Annotated in this window: 20 protein-coding genes; 10 read left to right on the top strand and 10 right to left on the bottom strand. The window is 59.8% G+C overall.

The window, feature by feature from the left end; genetic code table 11:
- Position 1: 1 nt before the first annotated feature.
- Complete coding sequence (locus tag N1037_22790) at positions 2 to 259, top strand: acyl carrier protein (GenBank protein UWS81964.1); 258 nt, start codon at positions 2 to 4, stop codon at positions 257 to 259.
- Entirely contained in the window at positions 256 to 1,944 is a 1,689-nt protein-coding gene (locus N1037_22795) for a carbamoyl transferase (GenBank protein ID UWS81965.1), read from the top strand. Before N1037_22790 ends, N1037_22795 begins: the two co-directional genes overlap by 4 nt.
- 296 nt (positions 1,945 to 2,240) lie before the next feature.
- On the opposite strand, the gene N1037_22800 is transcribed toward N1037_22795, so the two are convergent.
- Entirely contained in the window at positions 2,241 to 3,611 is a 1,371-nt protein-coding gene (locus N1037_22800; protein ID UWS81966.1) for a formimidoylglutamate deiminase, read from the bottom strand.
- An 82-nt stretch (positions 3,612 to 3,693) separates the two neighbouring features.
- On the opposite strand from N1037_22800, the gene hutI reads away from it, so the two are divergent.
- From hutI to N1037_22820, 4 genes are read left to right on the top strand one after another with little or no spacing between them, the layout of a single operon-like run.
- Entirely contained in the window at positions 3,694 to 4,905 is a 1,212-nt protein-coding gene (gene hutI / locus N1037_22805; GenBank protein UWS81967.1) for an imidazolonepropionase, read from the top strand.
- Between the two features lie 14 nt (positions 4,906 to 4,919).
- Complete coding sequence (gene hutH / locus N1037_22810; protein UWS82033.1) at positions 4,920 to 6,452, top strand: histidine ammonia-lyase; 1,533 nt, start codon at positions 4,920 to 4,922, stop codon at positions 6,450 to 6,452.
- Positions 6,449 to 7,252, top strand: coding sequence for an N-formylglutamate deformylase (gene hutG / locus N1037_22815; GenBank protein ID UWS81968.1), 804 nt, complete (start codon positions 6,449 to 6,451; stop codon positions 7,250 to 7,252). Before hutH ends, hutG begins: the two co-directional genes overlap by 4 nt.
- Entirely contained in the window at positions 7,249 to 8,931 is a 1,683-nt protein-coding gene (locus N1037_22820; protein ID UWS81969.1) for a urocanate hydratase, read from the top strand. Before hutG ends, N1037_22820 begins: the two co-directional genes overlap by 4 nt.
- Positions 8,932 to 8,960: 29 nt before the next feature.
- Here N1037_22820 and N1037_22825 read toward each other — a convergent pair whose 3' ends face one another.
- Positions 8,961 to 9,650 carry a GntR family transcriptional regulator gene (locus N1037_22825; GenBank protein UWS81970.1) on the bottom strand — a complete coding sequence of 230 codons (690 nt, stop codon included), beginning with the start codon at positions 9,648 to 9,650 and terminating at the stop codon, positions 8,961 to 8,963.
- 290 nt (positions 9,651 to 9,940) lie between these two features.
- Here N1037_22825 and N1037_22830 point away from each other — a divergent pair, with 290 nt between their 5' ends.
- Entirely contained in the window at positions 9,941 to 12,226 is a 2,286-nt protein-coding gene (locus N1037_22830) for a response regulator (GenBank protein ID UWS81971.1), read from the top strand.
- Between the two features lie 55 nt (positions 12,227 to 12,281).
- Here N1037_22830 and N1037_22835 read toward each other — a convergent pair whose 3' ends face one another.
- The 4 genes from N1037_22835 to N1037_22850 form a co-directional block, all read right to left on the bottom strand.
- Positions 12,282 to 12,731, bottom strand: coding sequence for an Lrp/AsnC family transcriptional regulator (locus N1037_22835; GenBank protein UWS81972.1), 450 nt, complete (start codon positions 12,729 to 12,731; stop codon positions 12,282 to 12,284).
- Between the two features lie 68 nt (positions 12,732 to 12,799).
- Complete coding sequence (locus N1037_22840) at positions 12,800 to 13,969, bottom strand: Xaa-Pro peptidase family protein (protein ID UWS81973.1); 1,170 nt, start codon at positions 13,967 to 13,969, stop codon at positions 12,800 to 12,802.
- Positions 13,959 to 15,152, bottom strand: a complete 1,194-nt coding sequence (locus N1037_22845; protein ID UWS81974.1) for a diaminopropionate ammonia-lyase — start codon at positions 15,150 to 15,152, stop codon at positions 13,959 to 13,961. The genes N1037_22840 and N1037_22845 overlap by 11 nt, the downstream gene beginning before the upstream one ends.
- Positions 15,145 to 16,299 (bottom strand): amidohydrolase, encoded by a 1,155-nt coding sequence (locus tag N1037_22850; protein ID UWS81975.1) that lies wholly within the window; start codon positions 16,297 to 16,299, stop codon positions 15,145 to 15,147. Before N1037_22850 ends, N1037_22845 begins: the two co-directional genes overlap by 8 nt.
- 342 nt (positions 16,300 to 16,641) lie before the next feature.
- Between N1037_22850 and N1037_22855 the strand changes: the two genes are divergently transcribed.
- On the top strand, positions 16,642 to 17,061 hold the full coding sequence (locus N1037_22855) for an ASCH domain-containing protein (GenBank protein UWS81976.1): 420 nt from the start codon (positions 16,642 to 16,644) through the stop codon (positions 17,059 to 17,061).
- A gap of 449 nt (positions 17,062 to 17,510) precedes the next feature.
- Positions 17,511 to 17,693: a hypothetical protein gene (locus N1037_22860; GenBank protein UWS81977.1), complete on the top strand. Its 183-nt coding sequence runs from the start codon at positions 17,511 to 17,513 to the stop codon at positions 17,691 to 17,693.
- A 340-nt stretch (positions 17,694 to 18,033) separates the two neighbouring features.
- On the opposite strand, the gene N1037_22865 is transcribed toward N1037_22860, so the two are convergent.
- Positions 18,034 to 19,176 carry a PLP-dependent transferase gene (locus N1037_22865; GenBank protein ID UWS81978.1) on the bottom strand — a complete coding sequence of 381 codons (1,143 nt, stop codon included), beginning with the start codon at positions 19,174 to 19,176 and terminating at the stop codon, positions 18,034 to 18,036.
- Positions 19,177 to 19,354: 178 nt separating this feature from the next.
- On the opposite strand from N1037_22865, the gene N1037_22870 reads away from it, so the two are divergent.
- Complete coding sequence (locus tag N1037_22870) at positions 19,355 to 19,840, top strand: GNAT family N-acetyltransferase (protein UWS81979.1); 486 nt, start codon at positions 19,355 to 19,357, stop codon at positions 19,838 to 19,840.
- A 14-nt stretch (positions 19,841 to 19,854) separates the two neighbouring features.
- Here the strand turns inward: N1037_22870 and N1037_22875 are convergent, their stop codons facing one another.
- The 3 genes from N1037_22875 to N1037_22885 all read right to left on the bottom strand — a co-directional run bounded on the left by N1037_22875 (position 19,855) and on the right by N1037_22885 (position 23,024).
- Positions 19,855 to 21,063, bottom strand: coding sequence for a pyridoxal phosphate-dependent aminotransferase (locus N1037_22875; protein UWS81980.1), 1,209 nt, complete (start codon positions 21,061 to 21,063; stop codon positions 19,855 to 19,857).
- A gap of 154 nt (positions 21,064 to 21,217) precedes the next feature.
- Positions 21,218 to 22,114 carry a LysR substrate-binding domain-containing protein gene (locus tag N1037_22880; GenBank protein ID UWS81981.1) on the bottom strand — a complete coding sequence of 299 codons (897 nt, stop codon included), beginning with the start codon at positions 22,112 to 22,114 and terminating at the stop codon, positions 21,218 to 21,220.
- Position 22,115: 1 nt separating this feature from the next.
- A complete protein-coding gene (locus N1037_22885; GenBank protein ID UWS81982.1) occupies positions 22,116 to 23,024 on the bottom strand; it encodes a LysR substrate-binding domain-containing protein in 909 nt (302 codons plus the stop codon).
- Between the last annotated feature and the right edge of the window lie 107 nt (positions 23,025 to 23,131).

A 23,131-nucleotide genomic window follows, 5' to 3' on the forward strand; every position in this document is an offset into this window, starting at 1 on the left:
CATGACAACAACGACAACCCTGTCCGACATTCAGGATTTTCTTCTCGAGCGGATCGCCAAGTTCACCAACACCGAGGTCTCGCAACTCGGCCCCGAGTCTGTACTGGTGGATCTTGGTCTGCAATCCACTGATGCAGTCATTCTATCGGGGCAGGTTGAGGATGAATTTCAAACCGATATCAGCCCGTCGATGATTTTTGAACATGAAACCCTTGGCAGCTTTGCGCAGGCCATCCTGAACAATAATTCGCCTCAATGAGCACGTGGTATCTGGGACTTTCGACCTCTGGGCATGACCCGGCGCTGGCGCTAGTCGATGCCGAGGGACAGGTTGTCTTTGCCGAAGCCACAGAGCGGTTTTTGCAGGACAAGCGCGCCTGGGGCCTGGCACCTGACCATGTGTCACATCTGTCGGCAGCCCTGCACCAGTGCGGCTTTGACCGGGCCACAGATAGGCTTATGGTTGCCACCAGCTGGACTCTGATCAAGGGGGATCTGCCGGTTCAGGTGTCCAATACGCTGCTGCCGGCCTCGGATGGGCTGTGGTTGCGCAGCCTGCAGGCTGCGGCGCAATCAAACGCCGGAGCCACACTGCTGCGTCTGGGCCTGAGCCCCGAAATGCCCGAAGTGATGCGTTTTGACCACCACCTTTGCCATGCGGCAGCGGCGGCCTATCAATCGCCTTTTTCCGATGCGACCTGCGTGGTGATGGACGGCGAGGGCGAGGCCGGATCGATTTCCGTTTTCGACATGAGCGCGCGCGCACTGAAGCGCAGGTGGCGGTCCTGGGGGGCCGGCAGCCTGGGCACCTTCTATGCCTGGATCACCGGCGCCTGCGGATTTGACTGGCGGTTGGGTGAAGAATGGAAAGTGATGGGGCTAGCGGCCTTTGGTCGGCCCATCCCTGAACTGGTCGCCAGCCTCTCTAGGCTTTTGATCGTAGATCGTGGGCGGTTGCAGTTTTGCGACGAGCCTTGCCTTGCTGAGGTGCAGGCCATCGTGGCCCGCCATGCGCGCACGCCCTTTGATCCGATCATGCAGGCCGCCGATCTTGCCGCGTCGGGGCAGGCCGCTTTTGCCAATGTGGCGGATCAGGTTCTGGCAGCCTGCGCCCCCCAAACAAACGGTACTGCGAACCTGATCCTGACAGGTGGCTGTGCGCTCAATTCATCCTACAACGGCTCCATCGCACAGCGGCACGGATTTGACAGCGTGTTCGTCCCCTCGGCCCCCGCAGATGATGGCAATGCGATTGGCGCCGCCCTTCTGGCCTGGGCCAAGGATCAGGGTCACGAAACCCTGCCCATGGGGACCGGATCCGCTTACTTGGGTACACAAGTGCCTGCCAAGGCCATTCGCAAGGTACAACAGGGTGCCGGGCCGCTGCTCAGTACGGACCTGACCGGGCAATCCGCGCAGATCATCGCTGGACGTCTGGCCCAGGGCAAGATTTTGGGCGTAGTCCGGGGGCAGGCGGAATTCGGGCCAAGAGCGCTCGGCAACCGGTCGATCCTGGCCGACCCGCGCCCCGTCAATATGAAGGACCGTCTCAATCGCGACATCAAGGGACGCGAGGCTTACCGTCCTTTTGCTCCAATCGTCCAGGACACCGATGCGGATCAATGGTTCGAAGCCGCCCAGCCGTCGCCTTATATGTCTTTTACCAAACGCTGGCGCTCTACGGCGAGGGATCAGGTTCCAGCGGTTGTGCATGAGGATGGCACCGGCCGGCTGCAAACGGTCAACGAAGACAGCAACCCCTGGCTCAACGAATTGGTCGGCGCCTTTGGTCGCCTTACATCCGTTCCAGTGGTTCTGAACACCAGTTTCAATATAATGGGCAAGCCCATCGTGCATTCCGTCGAAGACGCGGTCGCGGTGCTGATGACCTCGGGGATGGATGGTATCGTGCTCGAAGATACTCTGTTCGAAAAAGACACCTAGGATCTGGACCCGCTTTGCTGGACCACTTCAGTCGGGGCACTCCACGGCGTTTCAGGTACCTCATAAGCGGGCTTCTGGCGCTAGTTCTGCAGCGCCGGCCCCCTGTTTCCTCACGGCTTTGTCGTATTTCAGGCCGGATACCCTAGGCGCCGCTGCCACCATGGCGGCGGGCATCAAGCCGCCCAGCCATTTGCTGAAGACGTTTGCGGCCTATCCGCGTCAGCACGAGCTGGCACTTGCCATGCGTGAAATCGGCCGCATCAAGCGCGCAAGGAGATATCGCGTGCAGCTCAGGCCTAGCCCATCTGAGCCAACAAGCCGGAAATGGCGCTGCGGTACTGCGCCAGAATCTGATCTCGCGCGACATGGCGTCCAGCCTGGACACAATGACGGCCGGCTGACCACAGATCGGTCACCACCTCATCCTTGGCGGCAAAAACAAGCCCATCCAACAGCTGTGTATCCGTCAGGGCGCACAGCGATGGGTGGGTGCTGTCAACGGCAACCAAATCCGCCCATTTTCCCACCGCAATCTCACCCGCAACCCGACCCAAGGCCTGTGCCCCGCCTTTGGCAGCCCCAGCATACAGCGCCCGCCCCACCGAGCCCTCTCCCTGCACCAGAACATTGCGCGACAGATCCCGCAGGCGTTGCGAATACTCCAGCGTGCGCAGCTCTTCGGTAAGCGAGATCAATACATTTGAATCCGAGCCAACTCCAAATGCGCCACCAGCTTCCAGATAAGTGGCCCCGTTAAAGGGACCATCACCAAGATTGGCCTCGGTAATCGGGCAAAGGCCCGCCACCGCACCAGACGCCGCCATTGCGCGGGTCTCTGCCTGGGTCATATGGGTGGCATGGATGAGGCACCAGTTCTGATCCACCGGGGTATTGGCCAGCAGCCATTCAACCGGGCGCGCACCAAGCCCGGCCTGCACCTCCTGCACTTCTTTTGGCTGCTCAGCGATGTGAATATGCACCGGGCAACCCGCAGGCTGGACCTGCAAGACCCGCGCCAGGTCATCCGGCGCCGTGGCCCGCAAAGAATGCGGCGCGATGCCAACCTGATAATCGGCGGGCAGGGCAGATGCAGCGCGGCGCGCCTGCTCCACCAGTTTACAGAACTGGTCGGCATCATTACCAAACCGCTTCTGGCCAGCTTCCAACGGCACCTTGCCCACCCCGGCATAGCTGTAGAGCACCGGCAGATGTGTCAGTCCAATGCCCGTTTGAGCCGCCGCCGCCATGATCCGGTCCGAATGCTCCGCCAAATTGTCATAGGCGCTGCCGTCTATTTGGTGATGCAGATAATGGAACTCTCCAACCGAAGCATAGCCTGCCTCCTGCATTTCCAGAAACACCAGTGCGGCAATGGCCTCGATCTGTTCCGGACTCAGATGGGCGGTAAACCGGTACATCAGCTCACGCCAGGTCCAAAAGCTGTCCCGCCCCGCCATTCGGTACTCGGTCATCCCTGCCATCGCCCGCTGAAAGCTGTGGCTGTGCAGATTGGCCAGGGCCGGCAAAAGGCTGTCGACCTGGCAGTCATCCTGCTCTGGTCGCGCGTTTACTGTGATCGCGGATATCTTGCCTTCGCACAGGGTCAAGCGCACCTGCTCGGCCCAGCCAGTCGTCAAAAGTGCGCGTTTAGCAAAGAGTCCCGTCATTTTTCACCTCATTTTATGTCTAGACATATGGCATATTGATTTGTACTAGAAAAGAGGAAATCGAACTATTGCAGAGGTCGCCATGCAGACTGAAGATCACGTCTACACCGAGCTTCGCGCCGCCACCCTGGCCGATGGCCTTGCGCCCTATGGCTTGATTGAGGCGGCGGCCATTGCGGTGGTTGCAGGGAAAATCGCCTGGATTGGCCGCCAGGCAGAGCTCCCCGCCCGCTATGCCGGGGTCAAGGCGACTTCACTGGGTAATCGGCTGGTCACCCCCGGGCTGATCGACTGTCACACCCATGTGGTGCATGGCGGCAATCGCGCGGCGGAATTCGAACTGCGCCTCAACGGGGCCTCATACGAAGAGGTCGCGCGGGCAGGCGGTGGTATCATTTCCACCGTCACTGCAACCCGCGCCGCCACCGTAGAAGAGCTGATTACCCAGACACTGCCCCGCGTTGACGCCATGCTGGCAGAGGGCGTCACCACAATTGAAGTCAAATCCGGCTATGGTCTGGATCTCGAAACCGAGCTGAACATGCTCCGCGCCGCCCGCGCGCTGCCAGATCACCGGCCCATCCGGGTGGTGACCAGCTTCCTAGGCGCCCATGCAGTGCCCGCTGAGTACGCTGAGGATGCCGACGGCTATATAACCAAGGTCTGCCTCCCGGCGCTGCGCGCAGCCCATAGCGAAGGCTTGGTTGATGCGGTTGACGGCTTTTGCGAGGGCATCGCCTTTTCGCCAGCACAAATCGCGCGGGTCTTTGATTTGGCCAAAACCCTGGGCCTGCCGGTGAAGCTCCACGCCGAGCAGCTGTCCAATCTGGGCGGTGCCAAACTGGCTGCCAGCTACGGCGCGCTATCTGCAGATCATATCGAATACCTCGACAGCGACGGGGTTGCCGCCATGGCAGCGGCGGGCACAGTGGCCGTGATCCTGCCCGGTGCATTCTATACCCTGCGCGAAACACAAATGCCGCCAATTGATCTGCTGCGCACAGCAGGCGTACCAATGGCGCTGGCAACGGATTGCAATCCCGGCTCGGCGCCAATGACCTCGCTGCTGCTGGCGATGAACATGGGCTGTACCCTGTTTCGCATGACCCCCGAAGAAGCTCTGCGCGGTGTCACCAGCCACGCCGCCCGGGCGCTTGGCCTATCAGATTGCGGTACACTTGCGGTCGGCAATCGCGCTGATCTCGCCATCTGGGATGTCGCCCACCCGGCAGAGCTGGCCTATCGCATCGGCTTTAACCCGCTTCATACCCGTATTTTTGGAGGCCAGTTGTGACCCCCCAGACCCCGATCCTAACCCTGCCCCCCGGCGATGTTTCCCTCGCCGATCTTGAACGGGTTTTCCGCGAAGAATGTGCGATACGTTTGGACGCGTCCTGCCGTCCGGCCATTGAACTGGCTCATAGCCGCATTGCTGCCGCTGCCGCCGGAAACACCGCTGTTTACGGGGTGAACACCGGCTTTGGCAAATTGGCCAGCGTCAAGATTGCTGCAGAGGACACCGCCACCCTGCAACGCAACCTGATCCTCAGCCATTGCTGTGGCGTCGGGCCTGCGATCCCGCGCGCCCATGCCCGGTTGATGATGGCGCTGAAACTGCTCAGCCTGGGGCGCGGCGCATCTGGCGTGCGGCTGGAGGTCGTCGACCTGCTGGAGGCAATGCTGGCGACAGGCGTTACCCCGGTTATTCCGGCGCAGGGCTCGGTTGGCGCTTCAGGCGACCTGGCACCGCTGTCGCATATGGCCGCCGTGATGATGGGCGCAGCTGAGGCAGAGTTTGGCGGCACTGTCATGTCTGGTGCGGCGGCGCTGGCGGCGGCAGGTCTCACCCCGATCGAGCTGGGTCCCAAAGAAGGCCTGGCGCTGATCAATGGCACCCAATTTTCAACCGCCTTTGGCCTGGCTGGCCTGTTTGGTGCCTGGGCTGCGGCGCAAAGCGCGCTGGTCACCTCAGCGCTGACCACGGATGCCATCATGGGATCCACCGCGCCACTGCAGCCCGAAATCCACAGCCTGCGCGGCCATCGCGGCCAGATCGAGGCCGGCGCCACCCTGCGCGCCCTGTTGGAGGGGTCGGTGATCCGCGAAAGCCACCGCGAAGACGACGCCCGCGTGCAGGATCCCTATTGCATTCGCTGCCAGCCTCAGGTGGTTGGCGCCGCCATGGATGTGCTGCGACAGGCGGCGCGGACGCTGGAGATCGAGGCCAACGCTGCCACTGACAACCCGCTTGTGCTGGTGGGGGCTGATCTGATTGTTTCGGGCGGGAATTTCCACGCCGAACCCGTTGGCTTTGCAGCCGATATGATCGCGCTGGCCATTGCCGAGATTGGTGCCATCGCCCAACGGCGCATCGCGCTGATTGTCGATCCGGTGCTGAGCCACGATCTGCCGCCCTTCCTGACGCCCAACCCCGGCCTCAACTCGGGTTATATGATCGCCGAGGTCACCACGGCGGCGCTAATGAGCGAGAACAAACACCTGGCCAATCCCTGCGTCACCGACAGCACGCCGACCTCTGCCAATCAGGAAGATCACGTTTCAATGGCCGCCCACGGGGCGCGCCGGTTGGGGCAGATGCTGGTGAACCTGGAACGCATCCTCGGGGTGGAGCTGCTTTGCGCCACCCAGGGCGTCGAGTTCCGCGCACCGCTGGCCACCAGTGCGCCGCTGCAACGGGTGATGGCCAAGCTGCGCCAGACCGTGCCACCGCTTGGCGATGACCGCTACACCGCCCCCGACATCGAAGCCGCATCGGCCTTGGTCATGCGCGGCGAAATTGCCGGCTGCAGCCAGATCCCCATGCCGGAATTGTCGACATGACAGGTCCGGTTGAAATCACCCACGGCGACAGCCCCGTGGTGCTGGGGCTGCCCCATACAGGCACCTATGTCCCGCCCGAGGTAGAGGCACAGCTGAACACACGGGGCAGGGGGCTGGATGATACCGACTGGCACATTCACAGGCTCTATGATGGGATTTTAGAGGGGGCAAGCACCGTCCGCGCCACCTTCCACCGCTATGTCATCGACGCCAACCGGGATCCATCGGGGGTGTCGCTCTATCCTGGTCAAAACACCACCACGCTGGTGCCGCTGACGGATTTTGACGGTCACCCCATCTGGAACCAGGACCCCGGTGCAGCAGAGATCGAAGCCCGCCGTCAGGCCTATCATGCGCCCTATCATGCCGCCCTAGCGGCCGCGCTGGAACGGGCAAAGGCCCAGCATGGCTTTGCCATTCTCTATGATTGCCACTCGATCCGCAGCACCATCCCCTTCCTGTTAGACGGCACCCTGCCGGATTTCAACACCGGCACCAATATGGGAACGACCTGCGATCCCGCCATCGAGGACATCGTGGTCACCGCCTGCGCCGCGGCAGAGGGCTACAGCTCTGTTTTGAACGGACGTTTCAAGGGCGGCTGGACCACCCGGCACTATGGTCGCCCAGAGGAAGGGCTGCACGCTATCCAGATGGAACTTGCGCAAAGCACCTATCTCAACGCTGAGACGGCGCCCTGGAGCTTTGACGCCGCCAAGGCAACGCGCCTGCGCGCGCATCTGAACACCATTCTCACCCGCCTGGCCAGCTGGGCACCGATGACCGGAGGAAACACATGACCGATCCCCGCAAGAATACCCGCGACATCTACCCACCCACCGGCCCGGAGATCACCGCCAAAAGCTGGTTGACCGAAGCGGCAATGCGCATGCTGATGAACAACCTGCACCCGGATGTGGCGGAAAACCCGCATGAACTGGTGGTCTACGGCGGCATTGGACGCGCAGCGCGCACCTGGGCGGATTTTGACCTTATCGTTGACAGCCTCAAGGATCTGGAAGCCGATGAAACCTTGCTGGTGCAGTCGGGCAAGCCGGTGGCCATTGTCAAAACCCATGAAGACGCACCGCGTGTTTTGATTGCCAACTCCAACCTGGTTCCCCATTGGGCCAATTGGGATCACTTCAACGAACTCGATAAAAAGGGCCTGATGATGTATGGCCAGATGACCGCCGGGTCCTGGATCTACATCGGCACCCAGGGCATCGTGCAAGGTACATATGAAACCTTTGCCGAGGCAGGTCGTCAGCATTATGGCGGCGACCTTGCTGGCAAATGGATCCTGACGGGGGGCCTGGGTGGCATGGGCGGCGCCCAGCCACTGGCGGCTGTGATGGCCGGGGCCTGCTGTCTGGCAATTGAATGTAATCCTGACAGCATCGATTTCCGCCTGCGCACCAGATATCTGGATGAAAAGGCCGACAGCCTGGACGAGGCCCTGGAAATGATCGCCCGTTGGACCGCAGCGGGTGAGGCAAAAACTGTCGGCCTGCTGGGCAACGCCGCCGATATCTTCCCCGAACTGCTGCGCCGCAGCGAGACCGGCGGCATGCGGCCTGATTTGGTTACCGACCAGACCTCGGCCCATGATCCGGTCAACGGCTACCTGCCCCAGGGCTGGACCATGGCAGAGTGGAAAGCCCGGCGCGAAAGCGATCCAAAAGCAGTGGAACAGGCGGCGCGGGCCTCGATGCGGGTGCAGGTAGAGGCCATGTGCAAATTCCATGCCATGGGTATTCCCACCGTGGATTACGGCAACAATATCCGTCAGATGGCCCTGGAGGAAGGGCTGGAGAACGCCTTTGATTTCCCCGGCTTTGTACCCGCCTATATCCGACCCCTGTTTTGTCGCGGCGTCGGCCCCTTCCGCTGGGTGGCCCTGTCCGGTGATCCCGAAGACATCCGCAAAACCGACGCCAAGATGAAAGAGCTGTTTCCGGACAACACCCATCTGCACAACTGGCTCGATATGGCGCAGGAGCGCATTGCCTTTCAGGGCTTGCCCGCGCGAATTTGCTGGATCGGTCTGGGCGATCGCCACAGGGCGGGGCTGGCCTTTAACGAGATGGTCAAAAATGGCGAGCTGAGCGCGCCGGTGGTGATTGGCCGCGACCACCTGGACTCTGGCTCGGTGGCCTCCCCCAACCGCGAGACCGAAGCAATGATGGATGGCTCGGACGCGGTGTCGGACTGGCCGCTGTTGAACGCGCTGACCAATACGGCGTCGGGGGCCACCTGGGTTTCACTGCACCACGGCGGCGGCGTCGGCATGGGTTTTTCCCAGCACTCCGGTGTGGTGATCTGCGCCGATGGTACGGACGCGGCCGCCAAACGGCTGGAACGCGTGTTGTGGAACGATCCGGCCTCGGGTGTGATGCGCCATGCAGATGCCGGCTATGAGGAGGCCAAGACCTGCGCCCGCGTCCATAATTTGCGCTTACCGGGCATTTTGAAATAGCACCAGAAATAGCAAACAGGCGGCGCGGTTTAGTACCGCGTCGTCATCCGGTGACCGGGACGGAAGGTCTGGCGCACAAAGGTGATCGCCTCTCCCTTGAGCCAGGTCGAGCGCTCGACCATGAACAGGGCCTCGCCTTGTGTACAACTCAGGAACTCTGCCAGATCCGCCGTCGCCGCGGTCGCAGAAAAGGCAATTTCGGCATCGGAAAATGGCACCGTTGAAACCAGCCATTCATTTGGTCCCAGCTCGCTGAAATCCGCATCGCCTGCCTGGGGCAATATCGACAATGAAATCCAGCGATCCTCAAACTGGTAGGGTAGCCCATCTGCATAATGCATGCAGGTCAGGTGTAGCACCGATGCGCCCTGCGCCAGTTGTAGACGCGCGCGCAGCCAATGGGGCGCGTCCATCACCGCCCGGCTGATCAGCGCATAGCGGTAGGTAGAGTTCTGGCCTTCGATCTCGGCGCGAACGATGGGAATGGAAAACCGGGCCTGGCGCAGCGGCGCCATACGAACACGGGTGCCCGCCTTGCGGCGGCGCTCGACCACGCCTTCGTCCGCCAATTCCCGCATGGCACGGTTGACGGTGGCGCGGGCGCAGCCATAGCTCTCGGCCAGATCCAGCTCATTGGGCACCAGCCCCCCGGGGGCCCATTCTCCCGAGACAATCTTGCCCATGATATCCGCTTTGACGTCCCGGAATGTTGCCTTCATAAGCTCTGCGCCTTCTTATTTAAGCACAATCATAAGGCCTTTTTGTCTGCCTGTATAGGCGCGCCAGCTGGGCAAAAGCGACCGCTTACCGGGTCAAAACTGCCCACGACGCGCCATAAACAAACTGCCGCAGGTCAGGAAACGCCTAAGGGTGTCAAATTTGCTTGGGTTGAAAAGAACAGAAGTGTACAACTGCTTCAGTTTTTAGCCATGGTACTTTAGTCAGTATGAAGAGTTCTTGCGCAGTCTCACATTTTGCGACTCAAGACAGCTTGGGTCATTTTGAGCAATTGGCCACGCCGATTTGGGTCTTTGACGTCGACAATCATAAGATCTGGTGGGCAAACGCGGCTGGCATATTGTTTTGGGAAGCCGAAAGCCTGGACGACCTGCTACAGCGTGATTTTTCCATGGACAGCGACATGGTGCGCACCCGATTACGGCAGGTCGTACGCAATGGGCCTGGCCAAAAACGTATCCAGGACACATGGACGCTTTACCCCAATGACGAACCCAAAAGCGTCATCCTGTCTTTCCTGCCGGTCACCATAAATCAGGGCACAAATGCTGTTTTGATTGAGGTTAAACAATTTGTCGACAGCATCGTGGACGCGGGATCCCTGCGGATCCTGGAAGCGACCCGAGCCTCGGCATTGATGGTCAGCACCTTTTCCGCCGAGGGGCAATTGCTGGCACAAAACCCTGCGGCGTTTGCCTGCTATGGCCCCGCGAGACCAGGCCTAAACGGCAATGACATGGCCAGCCGCCTGAAAGACCCGAATGTCGCTGTGCAGTTGCTGGAAACGGCCACCAACGGCAAAAGCCTGGATCTGGAAGAGCTGGTCTGGACCCAAAATGGCGCGCGTGTGCACCGGATTCTGGCCAGGCGCGGACGGGATCCAATTACCGGGGCCTTTGCGACGATCATCAGCGAAGAAGACGTCACACAACAAAATGCCCTGCAACTGCAAATGCAGACGCTGAACGGCCAGCTGGAACGGAAAGTCGAAGACCGCACCCGGAGGCTCGACACCAGCGAAGAGCGCTATGCCCTGGCCACTCAGAGCGCGGCAGTCTGGGATTGGGATCTAAAGCACAATCACCTTTATCTCTCACCAAGTTTTCTGCAGGCACTGGAGCTTGAACCCGATTTTGACGCTGACACCTTTCTAGACAGGACCGCCGAAAACGGTGCCCTTAAAACTCTGCACCCTGAGGATGTCACCTCTTTTAAGGCTGAAATGACACGCCACCTGCAAGAGCCGGATGTGCCCTTTCGGCAGGAATTCCGGCTCAAAACCGGGTCAGGCGATTATCGCTGGTTTTATGCCCTAGGCAAATCTATTGCGGACCCGAACGGCCGCGCCACCCGCTCTGCCGGTATTCTGACGGATATCACCGAAAGAAAAGATCTCGAAGCCTCGCTTCTTGCCGCCCATAGATCCGATGCAATTGGCCAGATTTCTGGCGGTATTGCACATGATTTCAACAATTTGCTCACTGTTATCCTAGGCAATGCCGAACTTTTGAACATGGCCCAGGACACCAATCAGGAACTGATAACCGCCATCAAAACGGCCGCCCTGCGCGGCGCCGATCTAACCCGCCACCTGCTGGCCTATTCCCGCAGGCAGACCCTTCGCCCCACACCAGTGGACCTGTCCAAGCTGATCGCCAGCATGAACAATACCCTGTTACAAAACCTCGGAGACGGCATCTGTATCGAAACCAAGATAGCCGACGAGACATGGTCCGTTCACGCCGATGTCACGCAGGTGGAAAGCGCAATCCTGCACCTCGCGTGCAACGCCCGCGATGCCATGCCGCGGGGCGGCACGGTAGAGATCTCCTGTCAGAACCACCAGATTACTGCCCCCCTCCCTCTACCAGGGGGTGAGCACAGTTTACAGCCTGGGAATTATGTTGAAATCCTGGTGCACGATACTGGCGAAGGCATGACATCAGAGACCCTAAACCGGGCCTATGAGCCTTTTTTCACCACCCGCAAGACCGGACAGGGCAGCGGGCTCGGCCTGTCCATGGTCTATGGCTTTGCACAGCAATCCGGCGGCGGTGTCGCCCTGCGTAGTCAGCCCGGAACCGGCACCAGCGCCTCTCTTTTCCTGCCCCGCGCCGCTCAGGAGCCTGCGGCAAAGCCCGGATCAAAAACACTGGCTCCGATTACTGGAAACGGAGAGAGTATCCACCTGCTGGAAGACGACGGCGCGGTTCAAAGCACCCTGCGCGGCATGCTGGAGTCACTCAACTACCGCGTGACGGAGTCAAGCGATGCGGCCATGGCCATGCGAGTGATCTCGCAGGGGACGCTGCCTGCGCTAATTCTTGCGGATGTGGTTTTGCCAGGTGGCGAAAGCGGTGTGGAATTTGTGAAGCGCCTGGCCCGCCGCTTTCCACAGATCAAGGTGGTTTTGATGTCAGGCCATAGCCAGGATGAGACAACCCTGGAAGCGCTCTCTGGCCAGGGTCATTTTTTCTTGCAAAAACCGATGAACAAGGCCCGGCTGTCGCAGATCCTGCACGTAGCATTGCAGGATAACTCCGCGCCCAAAGCTTGAGACATGCTCAGGTGGTGCCCGCCGGTCCGGCAATCAAGTTTGCTGCCAACGGGGGTTAAAGAATATCCAACGAAACCTTGACCCGGTCCATCACCACCGAGGTATTGAACCGGCTGACATTGGCTTCATCAAAAAAGTATTCCTGGGTAAACGCCTCATATTCTTTGACGTCTTTCGTAACCACGATAAGGATAAAGTCAGCCTCACCAGTGGTGTAATAACACTGTTGTACCTGGGGCGCTGATCGCATCCGCTGCTTAAAGGCATCCAGATGCATCCGGCTTTCACGCTCTAAAACGACCTCAACGATCACTGTCATCTCTCGACCCAGTTTGGCCGGAGACAGGACCGCGATTTCGCTTTGAATAACACCAGAGTCGCGCAGCCGCTTAACCCGCTTTTGCACCGCAGGCGGCGACAGGCCAACCTCGGCGCTCAGGGCATCTGCGGTCAGCCGGGTGTTTCCCTGCATCAGCTTCAGTATTTCCACATCTTTGTCGTCCATGCGCTGATAAAGCGCAGAACACGGTCAAAGAACAACCCGTTTTTGCGCTTTGACCCAGTGGATTGCGATCAGATCACCGGCAATTCCGGCGCGGCGCGGGTGGTTAGCAGCTCCGCCCCCTGCGGTCGAATGACGATGTTTTCCTCATGTACCATGATCAGACTGTTCCCGTAGCACAGCGAGGGCTCCAGCGTCAGCACCATGCCGGCCTGCAGCTCGGTTTGGTCAAAACTCGCATGCGAGGGCTGTTCTGTCAGTTGCATCCCCAGCCCATGTCCCAGTCGGCCAATATCGCCCCCCTGATCGTCCAGCTCTGCAATCACGCCTTGCATGGCCAGAAACAAATCCCGGCAACTATTGCCGGGTCGTGCTGCCGCAAGTCCCGCTTCGGTGGCCCGCCACAACACATCATAGGCACGACAGGCGGCGGCATCTGCTGATCCAATGGCAAAGTTGCGGTCAAAGTCGCAGAAATAGCCATCCCAGGTGGCACCAGTGTCCAGCATCAAGACATCGCCCGCCTGCAACGGCCGACGTGACGGTGGCGAGATCACGTCAATATAGCCTCCGGGGCCGGCGCCGCCCACCAGGTAGGGCAGATCATCCGCGCCTTGCGCCAGGGCTTCGCGGCGAAAGGTGCGAAACACCTCTTCCAGCGGCATACCCTGCGAAACCTGCGCTGGCACCTGGTCAAAACTGGCAGAGCCAATGGCGCAAATATGGGCCAGTTTGTCGATCTCCGCCGCGGATTTCACCATCCGCAGCCCCTGGACCAAGCCCGTCGCATCCGCCAGCTGTAGTCCCGGCAGGGCCTGCATCAGCCGTTCCCAATCTCCCAAAGGCATCCGCAGCGCGGTCTCGTGGCCCTTTAGGATCCCAAGGCGGGCATTGCGCTGCGCCAAGGGCGCCAGGAGATCGCGCAGCAGGCTGATGCCATCATCCTGCGGGGCAGGCGCGCTCCAGGTGCGGATATCTTCGATCCAGGTTTGCCGCATCAACGCGGCGCCAATCTCAGGGATCACCGCGATGGGTTTTCCTGCTGCCGGGACAAACAAAAACCAGGGCCGCGTGGGGCTTTGCCAAAACAGGGTGTGAAAGCCGCTGAAATAGCGCACATCTGCTTCGCTCATCAGCAACAGACCTTCCAGGTGCTGCTCCGCCATCAGCGCCTGCGCCTTTTGCGTCCGGGCCTCAAATTCTGCCAGCTCAAAACCGCGTTCTGGTGCCTTAAGTAGCATCACTTTCCCCCATGATCTGGGCAAAAATGGCAGGGTCGGTGACGCCTTCGGAGCCAATCAACAACACCCGCGCCTCCCCCGTCAGCCCCAGCTTTCGCGACAGGTCCGCGTCCTCGCGCGCCGCGATCAGCGCTGCCAGGCCGGCAATAGCGCTTTCGCCAGCCTCAATCGCCGTATCCCCGGGCAGGGGGCGCGCCAACAGACGCACCGAGGGGGCCACCAGACTCTCGGGGATTGTCAGAAAATCCGAAACCTCCTCGGACAGGATTTCCCAGGCCATGCCCGAGGGCTCACCGCAGGACAGACCCGCCATCAAGGTTTCTGTTTCAATGGCAAAAGTAGTGGCCTCTCCGGTGCGGCCACTCTCAAACAAGCAGGCCGCCAATTCGGGTTCAACAATCACCACCCGAGGAGCCTGTGCGCCCCAGTGTTGCCGCAAGCCTGCAACAACCCCCGCCGCCAGCCCGCCAACACCGCCTTGCAGGAACACGTGGGTCGGCGCCTGTTTCAGGCTGTCGCAGATCTCCTGGGTCATCACACCATAGCCCGCCATCACGTCGCGCGGCGGCTGGGAATACCCCTCCCAAGAGGTATCAGAGACCACAAACCAGCCGTTGTCCGCCGCCTCTTGCTTGGCCAAAATCACCGACGCGTCATAATCGCCCGCGATACGGATCACGTCGGCACCCAGATCGCGCATTGCCTGGGCGCGACCCTCGCTCACCTCCGCATGGATATAGATCCGGCAGGGCGCGCCAAAGCGCTGACAGCCCCAGGCCAGCGAGCGTCCATGATTTCCATCCGTGGCCGAAACCAGCGTGATCTCAGCCGCCTCGGATCTGTAAGTTCCGGTTCGGATATCCTCCAACGAGACCTCATGCCCCAAACGCGCCGAGATCTGCCGCTGCAGCACCCGCTGCGCTGCATAAGATCCGCCAAGCGCCTTGAAACTGCCCAACCCAAACCGGGGACCTTCATCCTTATACAGAATGCCCCCAACGCCGATCTTTGCGGCCAGCGCCGTGAGCGAGACCAATGGCGTCGGCTGGTAGCCCTGCCACTGGGTGATTTCGGCGCGGGAGGTGGCAAAGTCCTGACGCGACAAAACCCGCTCCACGGCATCGCCATCGCGTTTTCTGGCTGCAACATGTCCTAGTTTTGCGACAGAAGGAAAATCAAACATTGGCGGTCTTTCGGCTAGGGAGACGGTCACGGACCAGCTCTGCCCAGAAGGCAGCTCCAATCGGCAACAGCGCATCGTTAAAATCATAGTCAGCGGAATGCAGCGGCTGGCCATGGGCGCCGCTTTCTCCGTTGCCCAGCAACAGAAAACAGCCGGGTATAGCTGCACTGAAATGGGCAAAATCCTCAGAAAAGCTCATGGGGGGACGATCGGCGACCGTCTCCAGCTGGAGCGCCCGCGCCACCCGCACCACGGCCTCTGTCGGGGTTTTGGCATTCAGGGTTTCAATGAACTCCGTATCAAAGCTCATCTCGACGGTAATGCCATGGGCGGCTGCGATGCCACGGGTGATCTGGCGCATGAAGCGCTCCAGCGCCAGACGGTCTTGCGGCAGGCGAGCCCGCACATCGCCCTTGAGCCGCGCCAGACCGGGCAGCACGTTTCGCTGTCCATCGGTGATGAATTCGGTGACCGAAACCACCGCCCCAGAGGAGGGTGCCAGTTTGCGGGACACAATCGTTTGCAGGGCCAGAACCATTTCCGCGCCCACAGTGATAACATCCACCCCAACATGGGGCATCGAGGCATGCCCACCCTGACCCTTTAGTGTAATCTCAAACAGGCTTTCGCTGGCGCAAATCTGCCCCGGACGGGTCGAAACCTGCCCCACAGGCGCACCAGGCAGATTGTGAATGGCATAGATTTCTTCCAGTTCAAACCGCTCCAGAAAACCTTCGGCGATCATCGCCTGCGCCCCTAACCCGTGCTCCTCATTTGGTTGAAAAATGAACACGACGGTGCCCTCAAAATCGCGGCTCTGCGCCAAGATTTCCGCCGCGCCCAAGAGCATGGTCATATGACCATCATGGCCGCAGGCATGCATGACCCCAGCGTTTTGCGAGACGTAATCATGATCTGCGATTTCGTGAATAGGCAGGGCGTCCATATCGGCCCGCAACCCAATCGCACGGTTGCCGCCACCCGATTTCAGTACACCAATGACGCCGACACCTTCATAGACCTCAAGTCCCAACTGCCGCAGCCGCTCCGCAACGCAGGCCTTGGTGCGATGCTCAGCAAAGCCAAGCTCTGGCTGTTGGTGAAACTGCCGTCGTAGCGCCGTCAAGACTTTGTCAAATTCGCCCATAGAAAGATCCCCGTTGCACCTCTGAATTTACCCGGAACCTTGCAAGCTGGGCATCAATATCCACCCCTTTCGCAAGTAATTTCCTTGCTATTTTTCCGATCTGCGATTGTTTTCAGAACTCCCGGGGTCAAGACCCCGATCCGCACACACGGCTTGGCGGCCCGTAGACCTTAAAGACTGGTAGACCTCAAACTACAAAGGATTGAAAAGCCTTGTGGGCGGCGCCGCCATCGGCTCTACCTGCGAAGACTGAATAGAGGAAACCAGGCTAAGCACCTAATATTATGAATAGTTTATGAAAGATGATGTGGGGTTCGCGGGCTTGGAGAAGGAAGAAATAATATGCACGAAGACTTAGGAGCGTTGAAACTGCGGTACCCATCGGCCCAGACATTCAAGTTTGGCGATACTCCCGCTTTATGCAGCGCATTGCTGTCCTTGGTGCGGAATGGAAAGAAAATGGCAACCTGTAGCGCGCTGCACGAGTTCCAGAACGGCGAACCTTCCCCCGAAATCGGCCGGCGCGATATTTGTCTCAACTGGGACGGCACTCCAGCTCTTGTGATCGAGACCGTTGAGGTGATCCAGTGCAGGTTCGATGAAGTGACCGAAGACATGGCTCTTGCCGAGGGCGAGGATGAAAGTCTGGATGGTTGGCGCGCAGGGCATCGTGGCTACTTTGAACGGAACAGCGGATTTTCATCGGACATGCAGATTATTTGGGAACGGTTCCTCCTTATCGAGGATTTCGCGCAAGATTGATAAGTCGCTTGATGGCAAATCCATTCTGAACTGTCAGGGGATTAAAACAACCCCGACTGCCTTATGCGGGAAGAGTGATACGTCAGCTTTGCCGAAGGGTCACATTGCTGCTTTGCGGCGGCACACTTTAATCCAATAATCTGGATTATGTTATTTTAACCCGCCAAGATCAACCTCGGCCCCGCAGCTTGCGAGGTTGACGGCCGTCAAGACTGGAAAATGCGCAAAACCACTGCGCTTTCAAAGCTAAAATTTTCCTGTTAACCATCAGAAAAACATTAATATTTCTGAGCGGAAGTTTAGCCACCTGCAGGGGTAGTAACACTTCGTCAATAACCCTTATCAATTTGAAAAAAGCACCCGTTTTTCGCCACATCTTGTGCCCGAGCTGCGCATTCCACCTCTCTAGCTCTGACCTCCAACACAGATTTTACTGCGAGGAGTAAGTTATGAGCGAGCGAGCAAAACGCGTGGTTCCATTCGCAAAAACCGGCACCGCAGGCCGCCTCATTGCCGCCAGCTATCCGCAGCAGTTGAACGCCTGGTACCTGCAGACGGGTCGTAAGCGGATCAACAGCATCTACAAAATCAAGGGCAGCCAGATCATCCAGATGGGCGTCCGGGCCTGCTAAAAGCAGGTCTATTCCGGCGTCGCAGCGGACAATGTCAACGCAGTCTTTGACCCATGCGCTCCAAAGCTCATGGAATTCGGCCCCCAGCCGCGACAAGGGTCGCCCATGGCGGGGGAGTGAGCATGGCCTCAAAGCACAGCCTGACACCAACGCATCTGGTCGGGGTTGCGGCCCCCCCTATGCCCAACAGTTACAGGCAGCGCTACAGCGCCCGGTCTATGATCTGACAACCCTGGCGGCGATGATGGCCAATGTGGTGCACCGCCAGGCCGTTCCTAGATTTATTTGAAACGAGGCCCGGCTTAACAAGCGCCTCATGCCACCGTGCCTGTAGGAGGCCCTACCCCAGCAAGGCCTGATTGAGGTCCGAAATCAAATCATCCACGTCTTCAATCCCGATGGAGATCCGCAGCAGGTTTTCCGGGATACCGGTATGGGGCTCAATGGTGTGGCGATGTTCCACCAGGCTTTCTACCCCACCAAGCGAAGTCGCGCGATGAAACAGGTTCAACCGCCCTGCCACCGCCAGCGCCGCCTCGCGACCACCTTTGACCAGAAAAGACATCAGGAACCCATAGCCTCCGGTCATTTGGCGGCTGGCCAGCGCGTGACCCGGGTGGCTGGGCAAGCCGGGGTACAGCACATCTTCGACCTCTGGGTGTTGGCTGAGAAACTCCGCGACCGCCATGGCATTGGCGCACATCTTTTCCACCCGCAACGGCAGCGTGCGCATGCTGCGCACCAATAGCCAGGCCTCAAAAGGACCCATCACAGCGCCGGCCTCATTGCGATCCATGCAGATCGCCTCCCAGAGCGGGGTGCGTGCGCGGGTGCTCAGCACCCCGCCCAGCACATCGGAGTGACCATTGATCACCTTGGTGGCGGAATGCATGACGATATCCGCCCCCATCTCCAGTGGCCGGGTCAGCAGCGGGGTCGCAGCGGTGCTGTCCACAACCAGACTGGCGCCAGCACTCTGCGCGCAGGCTTTAGCCGCTTTGATATCGACGGTTTTCAGCCAGGGGTTTGAGGGCGTCTCGATAAACAAGAGCTGCGCCTGCTGCGCCGCGCAGAGCGCCTGCAAAGCCGCCGTATCGCTGGCCTCAACCTCGTGTAGAGTAATGTCACGGCGCACACAAAAATCGCGGATCCATTTGGTGGTGCCCCAATAGATGCCCGACTGCACAATCACCGCACCGCCATTGGGCACCGTGCGAAACACCGCCGCGATGGCTGCCATACCCGATGGAAACAGCTGAGTATCCGCTGCGCCCTCAAGGCGGGACAGAATGTCTTCGCCAAGCCGCACCGCCTCATTATGGGAACGCAGGTAGACGTTACCCTCATTGACCAGCTGATAGTCCCGGTCCCGCACAAAGGTGGTGGAGGGCTGCAAAGGCGGCACCACACCACCACTGGCCATGTCAATCGCGCCTGCGGCTTGGGCCGCTATCGTCGCTGGTTTCATGTCGTTGCGGTGCATCTCTCTGGCTCCTTGCTTTGGGTGCCCCATCTTTGAAGCCCGCCCTCGCCAAGTTCAATTGCTTTAAGTGCAAAAGACATCGCTGCGCCTAAAAATTCGCCGCAGGCGCCGCTTGTGATTTGTGTCCCGCCATGGTCCGATTACTCTGACTTTTTGATCCCCCAAGGACTGCCCGACAATGCCCGTACAAATTCGCCAGGCCCAGCCGCAGGACGCCGCCAGCATTGCCGCTATTGCCAACACATTGATCCGCGACACCTTATTTACCTTTACCACACAGGAGCGTCGGCCCGAAGAAATCGCCACGCGGCTGCAAGAGGACCCCAAACCGTTCTTACTGGCAGAGCGTGATGGCCGTGCCCTTGGCTTTGCCACCTACGGGGCCTTTCGCTCTGGCCCCGGGTATCGCCACACCCAGGAACACTCAATCCAACTGCTGCCCGAAGCACAGGGGCGAGGGCTGGGACGGGCCTTGATGGCCCAGCTGGAAGAGGCCGCCCGCGCCAGGGAGGTACATGTGCTGGTGGCTGGCATCAGCAGCGCCAATCCAAAGGCAGTCGGGTTTCACAGTGCCATCGGGTTCACCCGCACAGGTCTTATGCCTCAGGTCGGGCACAAATGGGGCCAATGGCTGGACCTCATTCTGATGCAAAAGCAGCTATAAACCGCCCCGGATTTTCAGCGCAGCTGATCCACCGCCCGCGCCAGTCGCGCCAGGGCCTCGCGCAGCTCTGCGGTGCTGGTGGCGTAGGAAATGCGGAAATAGGGCGACAGGCCAAAGGCCCGCCCCGGCACCATGGCAACATCATGCTGTTCCAGCACATAGGCGCAAAAATCCGCATCCGTTTCCAGAATTTCACCCCCTAGTGTGCGGCGCCCCAGAACACCGGCGCAACTGGCAAAGGTGTAAAAGGCGCCTTCAGGGCGTGGGCAGCTGATCCCGTCCAGGGCGTTGAGCCCATCAACCACCAGATCACGGCGGGCCTGAAAGCTGCTGCGCCGCTCTGACAGAATCTGTTGTGAGCCGTTCAGCGCCGCCACTGCTGCCGCCTGGGACACAGACGAGGCACAGGAGGTCGACTGCCCCTGAATCACCGCCATCGCAGAAATCAGCGCAGCGGGGCCGCCCGCATAGCCAATGCGCCAGCCGGTCATGGCATAGGCCTTGGACACTCCGTTGATGGTCAGGCAGCGCGATTTCAATCGCGGCTCAACCGCTGCCGGGGTGGCAAAGTCAAACCCCTCATAGGTGATATGCTCGTACATATCATCGGCCATGATCCAGACATCCGGATGCTGCAGCAAGATTTGCAGCAGGGGCGCGTAGTCCTTGGCCCCATAGGCCGCGCCAGAGGGGTTCGAGGGCGAATTGAACAAAACCCAGCGAGTGCGCGGCGTCAGCGCCTGTTGCAACTGCGCCGGGGTCATCCGAAAGCCGGTCTCAGCCTCGCAGGGCACCAGCACCGGTTTGCCCCCGGCAAGGGCAATGATATCCACATAAGAAGTCCAGTAAGGGGCTGGAACAATCACCTCATCGCCCGGTTCAAGACTGGCCATGAAGGCGTTGTAGAGCACCTGTTTCGCCCCGGTTGAGACGATGATTTCATCCAGCCCATAGTCCAACCCATGGTCGCGGCTGAATTTGGCGCTGATCGCCTGTTTCAACGCTGTAGTGCCGCCCAGGGCAGTATATTTGGTCTCTCCGGCCCTGATCGCATCAACAGCCGCCTGTTTGATCGCATCCGGGGTGTCAAAATCCGGCTCCCCCGCCCCCAGGACGATCACCGGCCGCCCCTGCTCTTTCAACTCTGCAGCGCGCGCGCCAATTTGCAAAATCTCTGATACCTCGATGGCATCAATACGGCTGGCCTTGCGAAACTCTGACATGGATAGGGTCCTACAGCTGAGAGCACAGGCGTCGGGATCCAACACCCGACGCTCAGACCCAAAGCCTAAGCCTCTTCAACGGGCAAAATACTCCCCTTCTTGGACCCAACTCATTCCAAAACCGCATAGATCTGCCCGTTCGGATCCAGAGAAGTTACGCAAGGTCACCGGTTTTCTGCCGCAGCTGCCGGGTAATCCAGGTCTCGAATTTTTGCACCGCATCCGCCGCGACCCCGTGTGGGCGCACCAGATAGTACCGCTTGTTTGAGCGTAGCCCCGGCCCCGGCAACCGCCGCAGCGCCCCCGAGGCAAGCTCATCAGAGACCATGTCAAAGGGCACGATAGCAGCACCCAGCCCAGCAACGGCGGCGCCAATCACCATAGAATACTGATCAAAATAGCGCCCATCCTGGCGCGGCTTGCCCTGCACCCCGGCCTCAAGAAACCAATCTCCCCAGGCGTCGCTGCGGCTGTCCAGATGAACCAGCGGCACCTCTGGCAGGCTCTCCATGCTGTCCAGCCGATGGCTGGCAAACAACTCTGGCGCCGCAATTGGCACCATCTGCTCGCCAAACAGCTCGACCATACGGGCACCGGGCCAGTTGTCGCCGCCATAGTGGATCGCCAGGTCAAAGGGATCGCGGGCAAAGTCAAAGGGTTCCAGCCGGGTCGACAGGCTCAGCTCGATCTCTGGATGGCGGGCAAAGAAATCCGGCAGGCGCGGAATCAGCCAACGGTTGGCAAAGGTCGGCAACACCGCGATCCGCAGGGCACTGCGCCCTGCCCCCGCGGCCACCGCCTTTTGCACCGAACTGCGCAGCGCCCCAAGATCCTGCGCCAAATCAGCCGCCAGCCCTGCGCCCGCGGCTGTCAGCACCACACCGCGCCCCACCCGTTGAAACAGGGCAAAGCCAAGGTCGGTTTCCAGCTCTTTCACCTTCTTGCTGACAGCACTTTGGGTAAGGCCGATTTCTTCCCCCGCCGCCGTAAAGCTCTGATGGCGGGCAGCGCTGTCAAAGCAGCGCAGATGGGTAAGACTGGGCAGACGCATCTCAGAACTCCTCTGTCGCAATCTGCGCCACCAGCCAATTGCGAAACTGAATAAGCGGGTAATCGTCAGCATGGTCGGGCGGCCAAACCAGAAAATACTCTCCCAGCGAGACCGGCGCACCAGAGATTGCCAGCTGCAACCGGCCCGCCGTGATCTCGCTTTCAGCCAGAAAGGTCGGCAGCAGGGCAATGCCCAGGCCATGCACCGCCGCCTGGGTCATGGCAGAGGACTGGTCAAACAACATGCCCTGCAACCGCTCGGCACTAACCTCATGTAGGGCAAACCACTGCTCCCAGCAATCCGGATGGGTTTCCAGATGCAACAGCGGGTAGCCCAGTAAATCCGCCGGCGCGGAAAGGGACGCAGACTGGGGCACAGACAAAAACCCAGGGGCGCAGACCGGCAGCACATGTTTGGGCATCAGGGGCAGATACTCTACCCGCCGCCAATCGCGGGTGCCATAGTGAATGGCCGCCTGCGCCGTGCCTGCCTCAAAGCTGAAAGGCAGGTTGTGGGTCTGCAAATTGACCGTGATACCGGGATGCTGAGCCACAAAATCCTTCAGGCGAGGCGCCAGCCAATGCAGCCCAAAGGAGGCCAGAATCGACAGGTTCAAACTGCCGCCATTCGGGTTCGCCCGCAGCTTGATCGAGGCCTGCGCCAGCCGGGACAGGATGACACGGGCTTCTTTGGCATAATTTGCCCCGCCCGGGGTCAACTGCATGCGCATCTGATCCCGCGCAATCAAATCCACCTCCATCTGCTGCTCCAACTGTTTCAGCTGGCGGCTAATTGCACTTTGGGTAAGGTTCAAATCCTCAGCCGCCGCCGAGGCGCTGCCCAGACGGTCCACCGCCTCCAACGCCAGCAGGGACGAGATCGACGGCAAAAAACGGCGCGGCGCTATCATATGATCTTTCCTCATAGCTTTAGGATTTAGTATCATGTGCATTTTCAAGTTTGCCATGTGATTTATAGGAAAATGCCCTGAGCGGCCAGCGCCAAACCCCGCAATTT

Origin of the sequence: Phaeobacter sp. G2, assembly GCA_025163595.1 — a bacterium.
Classification (GTDB): Bacteria; Pseudomonadota; Alphaproteobacteria; order Rhodobacterales; family Rhodobacteraceae; genus Pseudophaeobacter.